This is a genomic window from Halosolutus amylolyticus, from assembly GCF_023566055.1.
Classification (GTDB): Archaea; Halobacteriota; Halobacteria; order Halobacteriales; family Natrialbaceae; genus Halosolutus; species Halosolutus amylolyticus.
In genome coordinates, this window is the sequence record NZ_JALIQP010000007.1 from 147,067 (window position 1) to 166,017 (window position 18,951).

The following is an 18,951-nucleotide window of genomic DNA, read 5'->3' on the forward strand; positions in this document are numbered from 1 at the left end:
CGGTCACCCCGACGTTGAAATACCATCCCGGCAGAACCTACGAGCTAATCGATGTACAACCGAGATTCTGACTTTGAGGAGCTGCGGCCGACCGGCGAGGCGACCCACATGCCAGACGATAAGCTGAGCGGATGTGGGGATTGGGAGGCCCGCCGGCAGCGTGTTGCATCAACCAGTACAGGATATCCGGACCAGCAGACCGAGTCTGAGAACAAGTGTAGATCCTGTGGGGCATCGATTCCGACCTCTCAGACGAAGTGCCGGTTCTGCCTCACGAACCATCTCGATGGAACCAGCGACGAGAGTCCCACCTCAGATACTGAGTGGATACTACTCCATGTCGTCCATCTACTCGTCGAGGCGTCGACGTTCTACAACGCCGTCGCGAAGGGTACTGTTGCGGCCACGCTACTCACGAAGGCTGACAGGGACCCAGCGGTCGACAACTGCCAACTGATCTACGACCTCGATGCAGAGCCCGCCGCACAGCTGGTCGACAAGTGGCCCTCGCTCCCCGAAGCAGTTCGAGCTACCTCCGAAAGCGGTGAACAGCTACTCACCGCCGCTCGTGAGCGGACGGGACAGACAGATTCGACGCATTTGCGGAATGAAGGGGCGCACACGACGTTCCTCTACGACGAGGGTGGGTACGACATTTGCGTCGAAGGTCGGCTTACAGCCCTACTGGAGAGCGCGGAGAACGACGTCTGGTTGGTGCCAGCAATTGCACTTCAGCGATCCGTCGACGACGAGCACTTAGAGGATCGTCAACCCAGTGCTCCTTCGAAAACACGTCTTGAATGTCGCAAGTGTGGTCGAAAGACTGATCATCAGTTCCAAGAGCTCGAGGCTGTCCCAAATGACGAGTGGTCGGGCCAGCCGATGTGGGAGTGCCAGGTGTGTCAGTCGCCTCGTTACGGACCGAATCCCCAATAGGATAATCAGTTGAACAAAACCTTAACCAACAGAGAACGGCGACACGAAGTATGTTGGTTAAGACTAGTGCAGCCTCCCCACGAGATGTGGAGGTCCTGTTTGTCGAGGGGTAAATGACTGAGCCCTCAGGGCTTCGTGATTCAATGTCTGAACAACCATCGAAAGATCCGTTTGAGGATTGTGAGCTGAGCCCCGACGCGATTCTTGGCACTCGTACCTTCGAAGACGTACTATTCACAGATGAGACGAAAACACCCGTGGATGTGTTGACCGGTGAGACACCAGCACACTCGCAAGCAAACGTCGACGAAGCTCGATCCTTCGCCGCAGGAATCGACAGTGACACGCCGCACATCGCACTCCCGGCATCAGTCGAAGCACAGGTCGAAACAGCAAGCAAGCCGTACACAGCTGCTGCCTTCTTCCACTTCAAGGCGACCGGGTCGCTCAAGCGACATCGTGCGTACCACGCCGCCTACAACTCGGATACGTTCTCAGTTGAGTTCGAGGCCGATTACGAAACCGGGGACCTGACGATCAGCGTCGACGAGGAGGACCGCCAGTCGGAGTTCGAGAACGTCTAGCCAGCATCGCCAGTACTATTTTTTGAGCGCCGGCGATGGGTGCCGGCGCATCATGTAGCGAGGCAGTGTGCAGTCGCGTGCGTCGGTAGACGACGGTGAAAACCGATGCATATGATCATTTACACCCTGGTAGAGGCATCGACGCGAGACGACGCAGTGGCCACCGGTAAAGCAGTGTTCGATCGGCTAGTTGGAGCCGACCCGCACGGTGGCGCCGTATTCGACTACTTCGTCACGTTCGATCAAGAAGGCACGACGGTGGCAGGGAAAGCTCGTTGGGGCGACCTCCCAGTTGCAGCGCGCGTAAACTCTGATGAAGGCCAGGAACTCCTGGAGCGCGGTTGGGAGGCGACGAAGAGCGAGTTCCAGCGGAACCTCAATCGAGTACAGGAGGCGCTCGACGAGCTTAGCGATGATGAGATAATGCGTGATGAGAACCTCGCCCGGCATGCCTTCCATCAAGTCGGTGCCTACGACGGTCCCTCGATTTTCCTGTACGACGAACACGGTTGCGGGATTCGCCACCAAGGCCAGCTGGATCGCATCGTCGACGAGAGTGACGACCTCTGGGTCGTTCCGGCGGACGTCCATTTCTAAACAATGCCCCGCATCACCAACTGGCGACGCGAGAGCCGCTCGCCAACGTTGGCGTATCGGAACACCGAGACTGGCGCTCGAGCTGTCCTGCATCGAGCGCCAGACTCCTACCGGTACAAATGGCGTGGGGCAATCCTCGCCGACGGCTACCCGGTCTGGTCGCGGGGATACGAGACGAAGGATGCGAAGTCATTCCGTGACGAGCTCCGGGAGCGGTCCGCTCCGGACCTCAGCTGTTCGGAGTGTCCGAACGACGACGTCCTCATCAGCGAGAAGGCAGCAGACGGGGCGAAAGTCCAGCGGTGGTACGACTGCCCCGACTGTGGGTACGAAGCCCCCTCCCGCATCGTCTACGGCGCCGAACGGTGAGTGAGCGCTGGACGCTGTTTTTCGGCCGGGCACGAGGTGGTGACCCGGTACGGCTGGGTTAGGCAAACAATGAGTCTCGAAGTACTTGACCGACACAGTAAGGCGCTGTTCGAGTTCCTCTGGTGCCCCGTCTGCGGGCAGGAGGTCTTCACTCACATCCCCTTCGAGGGGGTGTTCTGCAAGAACTGCAACACCCAGGTCGAACTCCAAGAATCCCGAGAGACACGCGGCTACGAGGAGGCCGTGCTCGCTTGCTTCGATACTGCCACGACCTGGAACCTCCACATCGACGAGAAACTGCGCCGCGACCTGCCTGATGGGTCGGCGCGCGTGAAGATCCTCGGCGCACCGGGCGCCTACGAGGTCAATTGGTGGAGTCCGGAGCCGGGTGAGGACTGGGAGCCTGTCAAGCGCGGCGAGTTCGATGACGTCGAGGAGCCAGAGGAGGTCCCCCACTTAGCGTAACGAGAAAATTTCCGTTGTGAGATTGAGAGGACCACTTATCCGAGTAGGGGGTGTAAGTGAGAGTATATGCCTGAAGAAGTCCTGTTCAAATCCGAGAGTGCCCAGAGCCGAGACGAAATCGCGTCGTACCTCCGGAACGTCGCCGAAAAGCTCGAACAGGGAGGTTCGATCACCCTGAAGACGGGGGCAGAGTCCGTCACAATGGATCCCCCGGAACGTCCGACATTCGAAGTCAAAGCCGAACGGGAAGGGCCGGCCGATGGCCCTGGAGAGCTGAGCATCGAGTTCGAACTCGAATGGGATGAGAACAGTGAGGGTGCTGAAGGAGGAACGGGGAATCTGGAAATCGAATAAGTAGCTGGCATCAGTGTTTTTGGTGCGCCGGTGATGGGCGCCGGCGCACTCGTGCCGGAGAGTACCGATGTCGACACAGAGTCAACTCCGGTTCATACAACGAGTCGACCAGACCGGTGAGACAGATGGCAGCGCCGACCGCGTCGCGCAGGTGTACCGGCATTCGGATGGCTACCCGGGTAGCGTCCTCCGGGATCTCACACAGCTGAAAGAGCTTCTCGATGCGACCCTCGCCGATCGCGGGCCGGGCTACACGGCGGCTGCGTTCGTGTTCCTCGACAAGCTTTCGACGGTCAGGCTGTATCTGGATGGCGACCCAGAGTGAACGATCGACGCGGCTCAGCCAGCGTATCTCCTTGAGCCGTCCAATATGGAGCACCTCGACCAGCCGCTGTTCCTGCTTGGACACGGCGTCGAGGATCCAGCTGACGGCATCCACGGCGACGAGGAATACCTCTACGTCGTGGAACTCCCGACGGAGAAACCGTTCGACGAGCTGACCGAGTGGACAGTCAGAGTGAGCGGTCACTCCACATTCCCCCGCTGGGACGGTCCGACCGACGAGGCCTTCGAGCGGGCCAGCTGGCAATTCCACGGGTCGCTCGAGGACGCACTCACAGAACCGGTTCGGGACGAAGCTGTCGTCAAGTAAAATCCCAAATCGTATTTATATAGTTAGGATTTAGAAAGACCCAGATGATTACGAAGGCCGGACTCGCCGTGCTTGACGCGCTGAGTACCGGCCGTGAAGCAACACCGAAGGAACTCGCGGCTGATACCGGGTATTCACGAGAGCATCTCTACGACGTACTCGATGAGTTGCTCGCAGCGGGATTGCTCTCAGAAACCCGTGGCCCCAGCAATCAGCGTCGAGTCCGCATCGCGGAACATCCCGTCGCCGAAGCGTATCGAACGCTCCAGTCGGAGTTCAGCCACGTAGACTGGACGGAACTGCTCTCGCCAGCCACCCTCCGCGTGTGTTGGTACCTCGATAGGCCACGACACATCGCTGATATCGCAGACCGGCTCGGAATCACCCGACAAGGTGCCCATAGCGCGTTATCACCGCTCAAGCACCGAGCATTACTCTCCAGATCCGATCCGAAGTATGCCCTCCGGGACGAAGTCTCGCCGCTGCTGGCGTTCGCTCGGGCCACCGTAGAGCATGAACATCGAGCACGGGTCCGGGAAATCGCCCCCAGCGCCACGATCGCGTGGTGCGATCCGAAGCGATCCCTCGTCCGCGTACAGACCGCTGAGGATACGGACGCGCTCCAAGCAGCTCCAGACTGGGAGATGACCGGACTGGGCCGGTTTGCAGCGTATGGTCTACAGTTTTTCCTCGCCGGCGAGCCTCCGTTCTGGTATGCTCCATACGAGGAGCTAACGCCTGCTGAAGCCGTGTGCCATACGCTCCTTCTCGATAGCGGATCCCGGCGCGTCAGTTATTCGATGCTGTTGATCGAGACGCAAGATATCGATCAAGAAGCACTCATCGAGACCGCACGGTGGTACGACCGGGAACCTACTGTGGACGCGTTGTATCGGCCACTTCAGGGTGACTACGACAGGACAGATGATCTGCCAGTCATCCTTCCAAAGAAGGACGAATATATGGCACTCAAAGAGCAGTACGGAGTCTCGTAACAACAACGCCCGCAGCCCCGCGGAAAATTGCGACGGATTAGATGATGCCGCCGATCACGAGAACGCCGAGGACGATTAACAGGGTCGCAACCACACTCCCGCCAGCCAGCAGCTTGTTCTCCATTGCCTTCTCGTGGAGTGGCATCTCGGCGTACTCCTCTCGGAACGCCTCGAGGTTCTCCTCGTCGTAGAAGTACTTCGTCTTCAGCGCGAACCGTTCAGTCACTGCACAGCCGGTACAGACCGGCTCCCCTTCGAGCCGTTCGGTCTTGATGTGGGTGTTGCAGGCGATCGCCCCGCAGTTCGGACAGTAGGTGTACGTCTCGTCGACGCCGCTCGTTTCGCAGTGGACGCACCGATGAATCCCGTCCTCCAGAGTAACCCGTGAGGGGCCAGCAGCATAGTATTCGTACGGATACGAGTATTCCAGTATCTCTGTCGTCTGCCGAACCTCAGGTAGATACACCGGCTCAATCGATTGCACTGAGATGTCCGAGAGATTCGGCTCACACGTCTTGTTGTAGGTGACGTTGTTGTCGCCGGTGTAGGTCACCGTCGTCGTGTAGTAGTCCTGAAGGCGGTCAACAGCCCACTCCTTGTACTCCGTTTGGGTCTGGCCAAACCGGCGCTCCTCGACGTCATCGAATACCTCGGTAAACTGCCCGGTATCGAGGGGGACCGTCGCGTGGAAATTCTCGGTGACCAGCGTCGCGACATCGTCGTCGGCCACCTTCGGATGGCCGCGTTCAGCGTGGACAACGAACTGTGTACGGTCGTTGATCCGGTGGATGACACCGACGGAGGTCTCGAAGACAGCGTTCGTGTCGGCGGTGATCGCGACCACCGGCCGAAACGTTACCTGCGAGCGCGGCACCGGCAGATCCGCGGCCTCGATGTGCTCGATGTCGCGGAACGCCTCCTGGACAGGTGCGTCGACATCCGCCGTCGGGTCGTACGGCCGTAGTGTCTCGTCACAGAGGATCTCGATGCGGCCGTTGTAGAGATCGAGACCGATCTCGTCGGCGATCTCCCGGAGGTCCTCGCCGTCGAGCAGCTCGATGGGATGGGGATCATCGTTCTGCTGGAGACGCTGGGCGTACTCCTGGGCGGGATTCGTAAACCGACCGGTCGTCACGACCATCCCGCGTTTCGGACCGTCGAAGTCGAACGTCGCGATCGCCGAGTGGAGCTTCTGGACGACCGGGCGCCCGACCGTCCCCATGTGCTTACACTCGACAATGATCGCGCGGCGGGTACCGTCGACAACCTCCTCCATGATGATGTCGCGGCCCTCGTCGGCGGTTCGGTCGGCCTGGCGGACGTTCTCGTAGCCGAGGTTGCGGAACACGTCCTCCATCACGTCCTCAAACTCGAATCCGGAGAGATCGTCCAGGACAGCCATTCTAATATACCTGGACAGTACGTTGCAACTGTCAAATACGTTGCCGAACGGAGTCCCGTCCGTTTTTGAACCCCCGAGAGGGGTGCGGGGATGATCGAACGAGCCTCCCGCGAACCAACCTATGAGTGGAATCAGCGACGCACGCTCACACGTACAGTCACGGACCTCGGCTGATCCCGGCATCATCTACGTCGGTTACCGTCGTCCATCTTCACCCCGTGGCAAAGGTAACGACTTTTTGGGATAATATATTTGTTTGTGCCACACCAAGTGATGACTATGTCAGTCGAAACGGATTCGCACGGACGTATCTACCTGTCCTCAGAAGTGAGGCAGAAGTACGGTGAAAAGTTTCACGTCGTCGAATACGAAGACCGACTCGAACTCATTCCGATTGATGAGAATCCTCTTCAGGCCGTTCGGGAAGCAGCTGGTGATGCGTTCGACGGGAAGTCGATTGAAGAACTCAAGGAGGAAGCACTCGAACAGGCTCAGCAAGAAGCGGAAGAGGACCTCGAACAGGCAAAGCGTGAGGCGGAGGACGTCAGTGAATGACGGTCTTCGTGGAGACTGACTTCCTCATTGCACTGGTAAAGGATTCTGACTGGCTCAAACAACGGGCTGAAGAAGTCCTCGAGGAGCATGAGGTCGTTACTTCTCCGTTCTCGTATCTAGAGTTGCTCATCATTCGAGAACGGCACGAGTACGACTACGTTCGATTGTTCGCTAATATGCTCGATCTCGTCCCCGTAAGGACTGATGAAGAACGCCAGATCGTTCTGAAGGCAGTTCACTACTACGAGGAAGGGATGACTCCGTTCGATTCCTTCCACGCAGCGACTGCCGAGACCCATGGGCTTGCAATTTTCTCATCGGACAAAGCGTACGAAGAGGTGGATCCTGAACGTCTCCCGCTAGAGCCTGATACGAGCGGGTGATAGTGACGGTTGAGATTTTTTTGACTCATCGAAGAGTAGGGGTTAACTGGTATACAGTCCAACTTATTCATCGCTGTCTGTGAGCGGGACCTCGGTGCTTGGACACGGTTTTTCGAGCGGTTTGGGATTCCGGCTACAGAGGAACGCCAGCCGGTAGATGATATTGATGGTCGACTGCAGGTCGTCCTCGAGTCACGCGAGCAGATCACAGCAGACGTTGTTGATGGCCGGCCGGTTATTCCACTCGAGGAGACCGTCGAGTTCGCCACTCAACACTATGCAACCTTTGAATCTGCCCTCGAGATGCTTGACCAGATGTACGAGGAGGTAGATACGCAAGCAGAATATCGCATGGGTGTTGCCTAACAGCGATCTCGAAAACGGCCCCTTCGTGTTGGCCTTCTGGTGGCAGCGTCGTTACGCCGACGTCGAGTTGGTCGACAGTCTCGCCGTCTCCTCGAGTAAGAGCACCACTATCTGTCCGTCGTCGATTCGGTCGAGAGCTGTGATGTAGGTCTCAGTCATGCTGGGGAGAGTATCACTGGATTCGTGACCTCGAAGCGCATCGTATGTCTGACCGGCCGTCTGGTTGGGAGTCCGTCGACACGATCCTATCGAGGCTCACATCGTACACACGAAAACCGCTAAGTATGTTGGCTCACAACGTACACATAATGAGCACCGACAAAAAGCGCGTGCAGTTTCGGGCCCCCAACCGACTCATTGACCGGGCTGATGCCCTCGCTGACGTTCTCGGGGAGGATCGGACGGATATCCTCGTGACTGCGCTCCGAGAGTATCTCCAGGAGGCCACACACGACGACGCGCTCACACAAGAAATCGCGGCCGCCTACTACGACGACGAGATTTCCTTTGAGCAGCTCAAAGCGCTTGTCGGCGCCGAAGAGGCGGCGAATCTCCGCGTGTTGAAACAGCAGCTAGACGAGGACTTCATCGACGAGGCCGCCGACGCATAGATGTCGCAACTTATCGCAGACACCTCTGCTCTCGTCAGTCTCGGGATCGTTGCTGACGACAATCCCGATCCATTCTCGATCTGTCTGTCCCAATACGAGGTGGTCGTCCCAGCAGCGGTCATCGAAGAACTCCGGGAGATCGCCTCGTATGATGACGCACACGGTCGTGCCGCAACCGTCGTGCTCGATCAAACTGATACACTCGAGACACGGTCGGTCGACCTCGACGCTGAGTTTCCACTCGATGACGGCGAGAACGCTGCTGTCTCCCTCGCGAACGAACTCGATGCCGCACTATTTCTCTGTGATGAGTTCAACCAACTCGGCTTGATTCACGCGTCGCTCGCTGATACCCGGCTCGTGACGACCCCGACCTTGCTCTCAGTCCTCGTTCGAACCGAGCAGCTGTCAGCTGCCGACGCCTGGGTGCTCCTCGATGAAATCAGCGACGCTCGGAGCTGGGACGCGAACAGCTACGTTCAGCGCGCTCGCTCGTTACTTGAGGAACCCTGACTCAACCCTGTGGAACCGTCTGTGAGACTCTCCCGTCGTTCATCTACTTTCAATATCAGCGCGACTCTTGAGACAGGTATGGACTGTCCTGCGTGTAGTGGTCCGGTTACGCTCGAAGTCGGGCCAGACCAACCACTTTCAGCGTCACTCACCGACGTGCTCCTTGCGGCTGACGAAGACGAGTGCATCGACGTCTCACGGAACTGTTGGAATTGTGGCTGGCAGGAGATACGACAGATTCGCGTCGAATCAATCGATACAACCGACGGGGACGAGGTCGCTGTGAAGCGGGCATCTCTTATCGAGGAGATTACCGACGAGCTCGCGGCGATTGAGCGTCTCGCTACACTCGAGGACACGCTCGCTGAGGTCCGCCGTCAGCAACGGTTGGAACCATCCACAGATAGCACGGAAGACGGTACAACGGAGTGATTAACGATGTGCGATACCGACGCCCTCTACACTGTTCGCGAACGCACAGGAAACCCCGGGCACCCATCGGTGGATGATGTGATCGAACTCGTACTCAACCGAGCACAGAATCCACGGGAAGATCACCAAGACGCTCACATGGACCAAGCGATGGCGGCAGTCATCGACAGATATGGGGAGGTGCCAGTCCGAACTGTGATCTACCGCGTTCTCGTCGAACGCTACCCGTTCCGTACTGCCACGGTTGACCTCGAAATGAGCAACATCGATGGCATTCGAATCGGAACGACAGCTGGCTGGTTTCTCGAGGAGCTAACCGCAGATCAAGACCGCTGAACCTGCGATTAAAAGCCCCTGACACGCTCGAGTCCCGCGACTCGCTGCGCGCCTCACTCCGTTGCGGTGCTAGCGTCGTCGGGGTTCCCCGAGCAACGGAAGACGCTTCGCGCCTTCCGAGCATCGCGAACGCAAACGTTCGCTCAACGTGTCAGCCCCTTTCAACCCCACCCACGTGGACTATTCCGCTGGCTATCGAGGGAGGTTGTTCCCCCCTCAAAGACGGCACGTCCCGCTCACCGCTTCTGTCCTCCACTCACTCTCGCTCTTCGGATGCCAGTATTAAGCGCGCTTTCGGTCTTCGCTCGCGCTCAGACGCGAAAACGGCTTAAAACTGGACGCTCGCTCCGGTTGAAGCGCCGCGCGTTACTGGTTGGATCTGTCATCGGCGCGTCTCGCTCGCGCCCTGACGGGCACTTGCGAAGGCGCGAGCGAGACGCGTGTGATAGATGAGTTGGACAGCGAGAGAGCCAGGGCTGGAGAGTTGTGGTGTCGGAAAGACGCCGAGTGAGCGCCTTTGGAACTGAGATTCTAATGTCTAGTAAGCAGTCGGTTAGTAAGGTCGTTTCGGTCGATGAACAAGCATACGAACAGGAGACGGTTCAGAAAGAGCACGAGGACGTCGTCGATGAGACTCCAGAGTTCCGGGCGACGGTTGAGATGGAGATCCAGGCAAAGGTCGATGCAAACCATCCAGACGGAATCGTCGACACGAGCGAGGACCGGATCTATGGCGCGACCCTGGCTCAAGAAGAGCGCATTCGAGCCAGAGAGGAAGAACTCGAGCGAATCAGTGCACAGGCAGCGTTCGGTCGACAGGAGGGACGAGCGGAGCGAACGAGGGCAGTGGTTGAACAGGCACGCCGGGAGCAGCGACCGGTCAAGGAAGTCGATCCTCGAGAGAAACTCGGACGAGCGAAGTTGGCCCAGGTCAATCGGCAGGCACAGCGGTTGGCTGGTGATATCAACGGTGGATACACACGAGCAGTCATTGCGAAGCGGATTGCCAGTCGGGTTCTCGAAGGCGCGGATATGTTCGAGGCGGTGATGGATACGAAAGAAGAGATGCAACACGAGGCAGGGACGATCGTGCCGATCGGGGCCCTTGAGGAGATCAGACGAGGCGAGGTCACTGTGGAAGGGCGTGTGCTCGAACTGTGGGACCCCTCGAGTACGAGTATCCAGCAGGTTGGGTTGCTCGAAGACGAAACTGGCCGAACGAAGTTCACGATCTGGGCGAAGAGCGATCAGACGATGGTACAGGAGGGTGAGCGAGTGCGGTTCAGGGCGGCGGCGAAGAACTGGTACAATAGGAGGTGCTCGATCGCGCTGACTCACTGGTCGGAAATCATCTTCCCAGAGCGCGGTCGGTGGTGGGAGTAGCCGAACGAGTGTTCTCTTTTTGGCTCTGGTGAATCACCAGACGGCGTTTGATTTCACTGGTTCACGGCTTGCTTGATGTTGTAGACCGCACACATCAGAGCGATCTCTCGAAATTCGCGGTACCTCGCTCGGGCACGAACCGCGTGGCCGAGCGTGCGCTTAATCGTCGAGAAGACGGTCTCAGACAGTGCTCTTTGGCCGTTCAGAGGCCCATCAATGCGCGCGTTATGCGCGCAATCGATGGGTCGGAACTCCCGGTGCTTGATCAGCGGTCTGACGCCTTCTTCGCGCAATTTCTCGCGTAACCGCATCCAATCGTAGCCTTTGTCAGCGGCGAGGCTGGCAATCTCGCCCGCGTTGCGGAGGGCGAGTTGCCAGCCGATCTGCGTGTCGTGGCGCTTCTCGGTCGCACAGTGAACGTCGAGGATAGCTTGTGTTTTTGTATCGACGAGCGCGGTCGTTTTCAGCGTTTGAACGCGGTAGTTCGTCCGGCGGCAGTAGTGCTTGCTGGCGGTTTCGCGGTCGAAAAACGTCGTGTCCATGGCGGCGTGATCGGCGGTGTCGTGCAGCTGCGCCGACAGCCGCAGCAGCACTCGCCAGATCTTCATCTCGAACCTGTCAAACGCCTTTACGAGCGTCGAGTGATGCGGGAGATCATCCGCTTCAAACCCGATCTTGGCCAATATATGCGGCATCTCGCTCAACAGATAGAGTGACTCGCGGTAGGATTTCTCAAGGTAAATCCGAAGACAGTGGAGCGAAACGACAGCATAGTCGGCGAAGTTCCCACCCCCTTCGGGGCGGCGGCTTCGCCTCTGCCACCAACAGCATTTTTAGCTAACCGTACCGCTTTACTCGTGAAGCAGGAGATTTTCGACATAGGCATCGGCAGTCTCCCGCTTCAACACCTATGAACTGACGACCTATCCCGACGCAGTATAGCGATTCACCAGAGCCGAACTACTGTTCCCAACAGGCGAAGACGGACTGCTTGAACTCGCATTCGAAGTTGCAGCAGAATAAGCGCGTCTAACCACCACTTTTTCTCTTTTCTTTCTTTTCCAACTCTCAATCCCATAGCTGACTCCACTAAGGAGAAGCTATTATTGTAGATGATTGCCAATATTCATGATTTTTGCCTTTAACTATGGACCTGACCACATATGGTCATTGGGTCAACAAGAACTCAGTCAGCTAAATCTATATTCTTACTCAGGAGAGAACTCTCGAATCTCCTCCTCTACATACTCTAACGTTCTCTCACGGCTTTTCTGATCTGGAATATTATTAGCAAAGTGCTGCTGCACCGCCGACTCAGTAAGACAGAGACCGTTGTTCCGTCCCAGTTCATAATCTTGCTCACTCCGGTCAAAATCAGGATCTAAAAACAAATCGTACAATATCGATGTCCAACCACCACGGGTCAACCGCACCGAACGCTCCGAAGTATGACTGGTACGATGCAGAATCAACGTAGCCAAAGCCTTCAAATCCATGAACACGGCCTGAAAATCATCGAACTTGGTACGGTTTAACTCGTCCAAGAAGTCCTCTATCTTACTGATGTTAAACTCAGGAGAAATGAAGACGATTACTTTCTCTTCCCATTGTCGTCTATAGCAGACATCGTCTACAATTTCCAGGTATTTTCGATACTGTGGTCCGTGCTTCTCAGTGATCTTTGGATAATCACGGTATTCACTGCTCACGCTCTTAGAGTCCAGTAGCAGCGTTGGATGGTTTCCGTTCTCTTCATCGAAAATGAACCCGAATCCGTCGGGAACCCGATTACCTGTATCTTCCATCCCCATCGGATGCAAGGGGCAGTCCAACACTTGAGAGAAGGATAGGGTACACAGTTTCTCCATCTTGTCTCGCTTCTCACTGCTGGCCTCAATCTTCTCAAAATCGGTTAATTCGCCTACTAGGAACTGCGGGTTATCATTGATCTTTTCCACCAGGTCTTCTGGAACAGCTTCTCTCTGAGGTTCATACTCTGCTTCAAACTCGTTCCGAACCTCAATCATTGACTCAAAACTCTCGATCTTGCGTTCAAGACCGGGCGGAGTCGCAACCATGGAAACACCGCCAGCCCGGTCAATCAGCGGTTTGATCCCCCGCTTCGTGTCGTCTTGGAAAGCTAGGACGCAGAAATTACGGTGGTCCTTCAACTGAGAGGCGATCGGCTGTAACAAGTCGTCGCTGTACCCGCCAGGAACTACGAGAAACGACTTCTCCCCTGATTCAAACGAGAGCATTGATCCGTTTTGCTCCACCGACGCCTCAAAACCCAGATCGGTTAACAGTTCCTCAACAGCATCTACTGTCTCAACCTTCCAGTAGACGTGATGCGACTCATCGTACGGTTTCTGATGCTTATCCCGGCACAGAAACTTTTTCTCACCACCAATCTCCACTACGTTACAAGGCTTGTTACATCCCGGTTCTGGACAGTTTATCTTCCGGCGTTCAGACCGGACACAGAACGGGTTCTCACGAAGTTCGTCTGGTACTTCATCAGGTCGTAGTCTATCCTCAAAATCGTACCTGAGCGCTTTGAAAGACTCAGAACTCATGCAGACTCCTCCAGTTCTTCCTCTTCCTCGGTTTCTTCGCGGAGAACCTCGGTGATCATCTCTTCCTCTTCCTTAGTGACGTCACCCAAAATTTCGATCTTCACACCCTTCACCTGAATCTCCTGATCACCAATCGTCAGCGTATACTCACGGCGTTGGCTCTCCTCGTTGAACTTGGATAACTGGCTTTCCAAGTTGTTACCCTCAGCAAAGGACTCGATCGGCTCTCCAGTCTCAATCTCTATTCGGATCGGATCACCTGCAACGTTCACGTTCTCCAAGGTCAGTGCAGTCTGTTCAGCAGCAGTGAGATCATCTAAAACGTCAATATAATCTTCTTTTTCGTTGTCATCTAACGAATCGTCATCCTTGATCTTCTCCTTCTGTTCTTCAACCCTGTCCTCGACGAACTCAGCAGGAGACTTTTCAGGGTAGTCGACTGGGTCAACAAATCTCACGTCATCCCCGTACTCAACATCATCGTAGAGCGTGGTCATCACCGGGTTCAGGAAGTCCTCTTCTGACCGTTGGATATCGTGGTCGTACTCGTCATTGTCATAGTCGACGTGGATGTATCGGGTGGTGATCGGCCAATACTTTCGAGGTTCGACTTCGCACCCATCTTCAGAGTCGTAGTCCTTGTCGTCTTCTTCCCGGAATTTGAATTGGCGGAAGTGCCCGGATTTGTACTCAACGTAATTCTCCGCCATCACTTCGTTCTCACCGATCAGGTGAACGCTTTTCAATTCAGCTTTGTACTTTCGCCGGTTATTCGCCTCTTCGATATTCTCTTGTAGGGTTCGCCGCAACTGCTCTACCTCATCCTCACCTAATTCATCGAATTTCTTTTCGCCCGAGATTTCTTCTCGCCGGTATGTACGTTTGTTCTTGAAGGTTTTCAGCGCCTGAATTAGGTCCAGGTGGCTCTGTTGAAATCCTTAGTGAGTTACAGGTTCAGTCGGTAGTTTGAGTAGATGCAGACCCTCCCAAAATCTCGGTTGCTTCGATTTGTCGAGGAAGCATTTCAGTTAGCGCAACGTGCTGTAGCTCGATACTCCTCGAAGTTCTCGAAACAACGCTATACGCTCCATCAGCACATCGTTCTCCTCTGTCTCAAGGTTCGGAAGAACACGACCTATCGAACACTCCTCGACGAACTCATCGAAATGCCCTGTATTCGGAACGCGATCAATCTCACTGAACTGCCTTCCCCATCAACACTGTGCAAAGCGTTCGATAGACTCGATATGGCTGTCTGGCGAGTGCTGCTCAATCTCTCTGTTTCACTGCTCCCGACCAACGGCGTTGCGGGAATCGATGCTTCGGGATTCGACCGCAGTCACGCCTCAAAACACTACACGAAACGAGCCAAACTCACGATTCAGCAACTCAAAGTAACACTGCTGGTCGATTCCAAAGTGAACGCAGTCCTTGATTTACACGTGACGACGACACGCAAACACGATAGCCAGATCGCTCCGTCGCTGATCAAACGCAACCCCGAGACTATCGACATCTTGCTCGGGGACAAAGGCTACGACGACCAGAAAATCAGACGGCTTGCCCGTCAACACGAGATTCGTCCACTAATCAAACACCGTGAGTTCACACCGCTTCACAAGGCATGGAACGCACGTTTAGACGCCGACCTCTACGGCCAACGGAGTCAATCAGAGACAGTCAACTCAACGCTCAAGCGGAAGTACGGCGCGTTCGTCCGTTCACGACGCTGGTGGAAGCAGTTCCGTGAACTCGCTCTTGCGTGTCTCGTCCACAATCTTGACCAAGCAATCTAACGACCAGTTCAGGGAAAGCAGTTACCGAGGCAGCTATTGATTTGTCCGAAACATGTCAAAAGTCGGCTGCTGAATATAGAGCATCGATTCAGCAATCGCTCAGCGTTCGTTTCCATACTGCTCAGTCGTGCTGAGTCCGAATCCTGGCAACGCTAAGAGCGATAGTGGTAAGCACTCCAACACCGGCCGCCATCAGTAGTATTGTGGCTATTGGTGAAGTCGTCATATCAAGTGCATCGAGAAACCACAGCAACGCCAGCGCGGTTAGAGCAAATACGCCCGTTACGTCAGTAGCGTCAGAGGGTACGTCCTGATCGTCGTACTCCCGGGAATGGCGACGGTATCGGTAGGTCACGACCACAAGTGCCGCCAATCCAAACACGAATAACGCACCCGTTGCGGTCGGTGATTCGGTAATCATGGCAGTATCTTCAACATACAAGTTTTTGAAATAACCGAATCGAATGTATTACTTCTGGCTCTGCCTAACTAGGTGAATCACTATTAAGCCTCTGACGACATCACATGCGCTCTCGCACAACACATTCCAGAACTCGTCCATGTGAGATACGCGCTCTCTATTCAGCACGGTCGCTAAATCCTATCACTGATTAAGGATTTCAACAGAGCCGTCCAGGTGGTCTTCCCATTCCCATTCATAGAGGTAGAGGAGTAGAGCGGATTTGCTCTCCATTTCGTCTGTGGAGAGAACCCCTATTTTGTCTCGATTGACGGTTTTGATGCCTTCTATGATCGTGTTAGGTCCGATGCCATCGAGTGCGGCTACGTAGCGGTGGAAGTCTTCTAAAACGTCTTCTTCGTACAGGGTTTCTACGTCGTCTCGAATCGTGTTTTCATCTAAGTCGACAGAGTTGAGGTTGGCTAGCTTTTCAACGCCGGGTCGGGAGAACCAGTTTTCGTAATAGTCGAGAATATCTTCTTGATTTCCTTCAAACTCGTTCTGCAGGTCGTCCTGCATTGGGCGAGCGGCCATTTCCTCGTTGTTTGCTGCTTATCTATAATATAACTTGTCACCACTACTACTAGCCAAATCCCTATGCGACATTCTTTCAATCTCTTTTAAAGATCGCCTTTGTTGTGGATATCGATCCGGACGTGATCTCTTGGAGTGAATCGCTGTATTGAGTTACCTCTCAAGGCTCGCTACTTGTATTCTCTCACACTGCATCAATGTAAACGCTATTATAGGAACCGACCGTTCACCTGACTGGTTCCGATTACTATCTCATTGCTTGGGGCGGGTAGACCGCCATCGTAGGACTGGTGGGAATCGCTCCGTTCTCAGCCTGATTCCCATCCTTTCGGTATGCTGTCTACCTAGTTAAAAGTCCATGTTGTAATCTCAGTCGGCTGCATCACGTGGACTAACTCCCAAGTGACGGCGCGTATCCACGTCGTAAACGACGTGGTATTGCGCCTGTTCCGCGTATAATTGGCCCACCGAATTAGAGCCCAGGCTATTATAGTTCAGACTATTATAGTTCTTCCCCTAACTTCGGAACACGTATGTATCTCCCACCACGACTAGGAGTATGGACCAGTTCGTCAATCGTATCGATGAACTCGATCGGTTGCAGGCCCTCTATGAGAGTGACGCTGCAGAACTCGCAATTATCTATGGGCGCCGCCAGATCGGCAAGAGCGAACTCGTCCGCCAATCGATTGCCGACCGCGACGATGCCGTGTACTATCAGGCAGTCCAAGGAACAGCGACGACACAGCTCAGGCGATTCGTCGAGGCAGCAGCGACGACCTATCCAGACATCACGACGGTCAAAGAAGAATGGGAACCGCTCTTAACGTACCTCACCGACAGAGACGCCATCATCGTCATCGACGAATTCCCGTACCTCATTGAATCGAACGAGGGGCTTCCGTCGGTCATTCAGCACCTGTGGGATACAGCTGTCGACGAGAGTCAGGCGACGCTCGTACTCACAGGCTCTGCAATCGGCATGATTCATACCCACGTCCTCGATGGCGGTGCGCCACTCTACGGCCGGGTCTCCCAGACACCGAATGGCCGCCTCGAACTCACCCAGCTGTCGTTTCCTTCCATCCAAGAGTTCGTGCCGACGTACGATCCCGAAGAACGGGTGTTCGTCTATGGCGTCTTCGGCGGCACACCCCGATATCTCAGCCCTCTCGATCCATCACAGAGCCTCGGAGAGAACATCACGCGGCTGTTGTGCGACCCGGATGGCCCACTCCACGACGAGCCCGAAACCGTCCTCCAGATGGAGCTCAATGAGGTGAATACGTATTTCTCCGTACTGGAATCGATGGCTAGCGGGAACCGCAGTCGAAACGAGATCGCCCAGGGAGCCGGCATCGAGAGCACCAACACGTCGTACTACTTCGACCGGCTGGAAACGCTCCAGATCATCGAGAAACACCATCCAGCACTCGCCGACCCGGCACGCAGCAAGCGGACGCGATACCAGATCCAGGATTCCGTGTTCCGGTTTTACTTCCGCTATCTCTACGGCCGCGGGGGACAGTACGAACTCTACGGCGAGAACGCCTACGCGGATCTCATCGAACCGGAATTGCCCGACTTCGTCAGCGAAACGTTCGAATCGCTCTGTCACCAGGCGGTGCCGGCGCTTTATGCAGACTACCAGCTTACACAGGTACCAAGCCAGTGGTGGTACAAGGGCCGGGAAGTAGATGTCGTCGCACCAACTGACGAGTCAACGCTGATCGCTGGCGAAGCGAAATTTACCAGTGCCCCCCTCGGCTATGATGTGCTTTCAGATCTCGAAGACGACGTGGAGCACATCGACTGGACACCCACCGGAGGTGGTGAGCCGACGTATGAATTCGCCTTGTTCAGCCGTTCTGGGTTCAAACGCTCGGTCGAGGAAGCTGCAGACGAGCGTGATGATCTTCGTCTCTTCGATCTATCCGATATTGTCGCCGTTCTCGAGAATGGAACCGACCAGTAACGCCGGAGGTAACAGCTGGGAATGGTTTTCGACCCCCGAGATGGGTGCGGGGCATCCGATAACCTAGATATCACGATTGAGCACTTAAAGACTGAAGTTGTGGTGGGAAGTCTAACGCTTTAGCGAAATCTACAGGCAGAGCAGGCCGAGTGCCTCGGTGCTTGACCCCGAGGGTGAAGGCCGTAAGCCCCGCTAAACGTGTTTCGTTCGCTCGATATATTGCTCAATCGTGTCGGTCGAAACGTCGCCTGCCGTCCCCCCATAGTACGATTCCTCCCAAAACCCACCACCCCACAGATACTCCGCCAAGAACGGTTCGTGTTGTTCCCACATCTCCCGTGCCGTGATACTCTTGACCGTTCGTACAATCTCGCTCGGCGCGTTCTTCGGATGGGCTGACAGGAACAGGTGTACGTGGTCGGGCGAAATGTGGAGTCGTTCGAGAGACGAAGTCTCTCGTGATCACGAAAATCTCTGATTTTCGGACGACAACAGTATCTCGTAGCCGTACTCGTCGCACACGTCGCGGAAACTCACTTCCAGCGAGGCCTCGATTGGTTCGAGAATCGCGTGGCGGTATTTCGGACACCACACGAAGTGGTAGTTGACGTTGTACACCGTGTGGTTCGACCGCTTCTCACCCATATTGGAGGCACGTGACCGACACAGCTAAGTAT

21 protein-coding genes and 6 pseudogenes are annotated in these 18,951 nt (G+C 55.5%); 19 read left to right on the forward strand and 8 right to left on the reverse strand.

Translation table 11 applies throughout. The features are described 5' to 3' along the window. Window positions 1-51 precede the first annotated feature (51 nt). The 8 genes and pseudogenes from MUN73_RS21080 to MUN73_RS21115 all read left to right on the forward strand — a co-directional run bounded on the left by MUN73_RS21080 (window position 52) and on the right by MUN73_RS21115 (window position 4,952). Entirely contained in the window at window positions 52-936 is an 885-nt protein-coding gene (locus MUN73_RS21080; protein WP_250142489.1) for a biosurfactant protein 1, read from the forward strand. Window positions 937-1,079: 143 nt separating this feature from the next. After that, window positions 1,080-1,520, forward strand: a complete 441-nt coding sequence (locus tag MUN73_RS21085) for a DUF8025 family protein (protein ID WP_250142490.1) — start codon at window positions 1,080-1,082, stop codon at window positions 1,518-1,520. Window positions 1,521-1,625: 105 nt separating this feature from the next. Further along, entirely contained in the window at window positions 1,626-2,117 is a 492-nt protein-coding gene (locus MUN73_RS21090) for a DUF7995 family protein (protein WP_250142491.1), read from the forward strand. A 3-nt stretch (window positions 2,118-2,120) separates the two neighbouring features. Further along, complete coding sequence (locus MUN73_RS21095) at window positions 2,121-2,486, forward strand: DUF7568 family protein (protein WP_250142492.1); 366 nt, start codon at window positions 2,121-2,123, stop codon at window positions 2,484-2,486. A 69-nt stretch (window positions 2,487-2,555) separates the two neighbouring features. After that, window positions 2,556-2,951: a DUF7567 family protein gene (locus MUN73_RS21100; RefSeq protein WP_250142493.1), complete on the forward strand. Its 396-nt coding sequence runs from the start codon at window positions 2,556-2,558 to the stop codon at window positions 2,949-2,951. A 66-nt stretch (window positions 2,952-3,017) separates the two neighbouring features. Then, entirely contained in the window at window positions 3,018-3,305 is a 288-nt protein-coding gene (locus MUN73_RS21105; RefSeq protein ID WP_250142494.1) for an amphi-Trp domain-containing protein, read from the forward strand. Window positions 3,306-3,372: 67 nt separating this feature from the next. After that, a pseudogene (locus MUN73_RS21110) lies at window positions 3,373-3,957 on the forward strand (hypothetical protein). A gap of 44 nt (window positions 3,958-4,001) precedes the next feature. Then, window positions 4,002-4,952, forward strand: a complete 951-nt coding sequence (locus MUN73_RS21115; protein ID WP_250142495.1) for a MarR family winged helix-turn-helix transcriptional regulator — start codon at window positions 4,002-4,004, stop codon at window positions 4,950-4,952. A gap of 37 nt (window positions 4,953-4,989) precedes the next feature. On the opposite strand, the gene MUN73_RS21120 is transcribed toward MUN73_RS21115, so the two are convergent. After that, on the reverse strand, window positions 4,990-6,354 hold the full coding sequence (locus MUN73_RS21120; RefSeq protein WP_250142563.1) for a restriction endonuclease: 1,365 nt from the start codon (window positions 6,352-6,354) through the stop codon (window positions 4,990-4,992). Between the two features lie 121 nt (window positions 6,355-6,475). On the opposite strand from MUN73_RS21120, the pseudogene MUN73_RS22850 reads away from it, so the two are divergent. From MUN73_RS22850 to MUN73_RS22855, 4 genes and pseudogenes are all read left to right on the forward strand, one after another. Continuing rightward, window positions 6,476-6,556 (forward strand): annotated as a pseudogene (locus MUN73_RS22850) (DUF6166 domain-containing protein); the annotation flags it as partial. Between the two features lie 77 nt (window positions 6,557-6,633). Next, window positions 6,634-6,909, forward strand: coding sequence for an AbrB/MazE/SpoVT family DNA-binding domain-containing protein (locus MUN73_RS21125; protein WP_250142496.1), 276 nt, complete (start codon window positions 6,634-6,636; stop codon window positions 6,907-6,909). Next, window positions 6,906-7,292, forward strand: a complete 387-nt coding sequence (locus MUN73_RS21130) for a PIN domain-containing protein (protein ID WP_250142497.1) — start codon at window positions 6,906-6,908, stop codon at window positions 7,290-7,292. Before MUN73_RS21125 ends, MUN73_RS21130 begins: the two co-directional genes overlap by 4 nt. Window positions 7,293-7,355: 63 nt before the next feature. Next, window positions 7,356-7,658: pseudogene (locus MUN73_RS22855) on the forward strand (RNA polymerase subunit sigma-70); the annotation flags it as partial. On the opposite strand, the pseudogene MUN73_RS21135 reads toward MUN73_RS22855, so the two are convergent. Continuing rightward, window positions 7,654-7,817: pseudogene (locus tag MUN73_RS21135) on the reverse strand (DUF3006 domain-containing protein); the annotation flags it as partial. The pseudogenes MUN73_RS22855 and MUN73_RS21135 overlap by 5 nt on opposite strands. 149 nt (window positions 7,818-7,966) lie before the next feature. Here MUN73_RS21135 and MUN73_RS21140 point away from each other — a divergent pair. From MUN73_RS21140 to MUN73_RS21160, 5 genes are all read left to right on the forward strand, one after another. Further along, complete coding sequence (locus MUN73_RS21140; protein WP_250142498.1) at window positions 7,967-8,269, forward strand: hypothetical protein; 303 nt, start codon at window positions 7,967-7,969, stop codon at window positions 8,267-8,269. Continuing rightward, window positions 8,270-8,782: a PIN domain-containing protein gene (locus MUN73_RS21145; RefSeq protein ID WP_250142499.1), complete on the forward strand. Its 513-nt coding sequence runs from the start codon at window positions 8,270-8,272 to the stop codon at window positions 8,780-8,782. A 78-nt stretch (window positions 8,783-8,860) separates the two neighbouring features. Then, window positions 8,861-9,214, forward strand: coding sequence for a DUF8105 family protein (locus MUN73_RS21150; protein WP_250142500.1), 354 nt, complete (start codon window positions 8,861-8,863; stop codon window positions 9,212-9,214). A 6-nt stretch (window positions 9,215-9,220) separates the two neighbouring features. Continuing rightward, complete coding sequence (locus tag MUN73_RS21155; protein ID WP_250142501.1) at window positions 9,221-9,550, forward strand: DUF8158 family protein; 330 nt, start codon at window positions 9,221-9,223, stop codon at window positions 9,548-9,550. Window positions 9,551-10,084: 534 nt separating this feature from the next. Next, window positions 10,085-10,933, forward strand: coding sequence for a DNA-binding protein (locus tag MUN73_RS21160; protein WP_250142564.1), 849 nt, complete (start codon window positions 10,085-10,087; stop codon window positions 10,931-10,933). Between the two features lie 53 nt (window positions 10,934-10,986). Here MUN73_RS21160 and MUN73_RS21165 read toward each other — a convergent pair. The 3 genes and pseudogenes from MUN73_RS21165 to MUN73_RS21175 form a co-directional block, all read right to left on the reverse strand. Continuing rightward, window positions 10,987-11,813 (reverse strand): annotated as a pseudogene (locus tag MUN73_RS21165) (IS5 family transposase). A gap of 328 nt (window positions 11,814-12,141) precedes the next feature. Next, the gene (locus tag MUN73_RS21170) at window positions 12,142-13,509 is read right to left on the reverse strand and encodes a hypothetical protein (RefSeq protein ID WP_250142502.1); all 1,368 of its coding nucleotides are present in this window, start codon (window positions 13,507-13,509) and stop codon (window positions 12,142-12,144) included. Further along, window positions 13,506-14,219, reverse strand: a complete 714-nt coding sequence (locus tag MUN73_RS21175; RefSeq protein ID WP_250142503.1) for a hypothetical protein — start codon at window positions 14,217-14,219, stop codon at window positions 13,506-13,508. Before MUN73_RS21175 ends, MUN73_RS21170 begins: the two co-directional genes overlap by 4 nt. 264 nt (window positions 14,220-14,483) lie before the next feature. Here MUN73_RS21175 and MUN73_RS21180 point away from each other — a divergent pair, with 264 nt between their 5' ends. After that, window positions 14,484-15,305 carry an IS5 family transposase gene (locus tag MUN73_RS21180; protein ID WP_250142504.1) on the forward strand — a complete coding sequence of 274 codons (822 nt, stop codon included), beginning with the start codon at window positions 14,484-14,486 and terminating at the stop codon, window positions 15,303-15,305. Window positions 15,306-15,426: 121 nt separating this feature from the next. Here MUN73_RS21180 and MUN73_RS21185 read toward each other — a convergent pair whose 3' ends face one another. Next, window positions 15,427-15,726, reverse strand: coding sequence for a hypothetical protein (locus MUN73_RS21185; protein WP_250142505.1), 300 nt, complete (start codon window positions 15,724-15,726; stop codon window positions 15,427-15,429). A gap of 183 nt (window positions 15,727-15,909) precedes the next feature. Continuing rightward, window positions 15,910-16,284 carry a hypothetical protein gene (locus MUN73_RS21190; protein ID WP_250142506.1) on the reverse strand — a complete coding sequence of 125 codons (375 nt, stop codon included), beginning with the start codon at window positions 16,282-16,284 and terminating at the stop codon, window positions 15,910-15,912. 574 nt (window positions 16,285-16,858) lie between these two features. Between MUN73_RS21190 and MUN73_RS21195 the strand changes: the two genes are divergently transcribed. After that, complete coding sequence (locus tag MUN73_RS21195) at window positions 16,859-18,274, forward strand: ATP-binding protein (RefSeq protein ID WP_250142507.1); 1,416 nt, start codon at window positions 16,859-16,861, stop codon at window positions 18,272-18,274. Between the two features lie 192 nt (window positions 18,275-18,466). Here MUN73_RS21195 and tnpA read toward each other — a convergent pair. After that, window positions 18,467-18,919, reverse strand: a pseudogene (gene tnpA / locus MUN73_RS21200) (IS200/IS605 family transposase). Window positions 18,920-18,951: the final 32 nt, after the last annotated feature.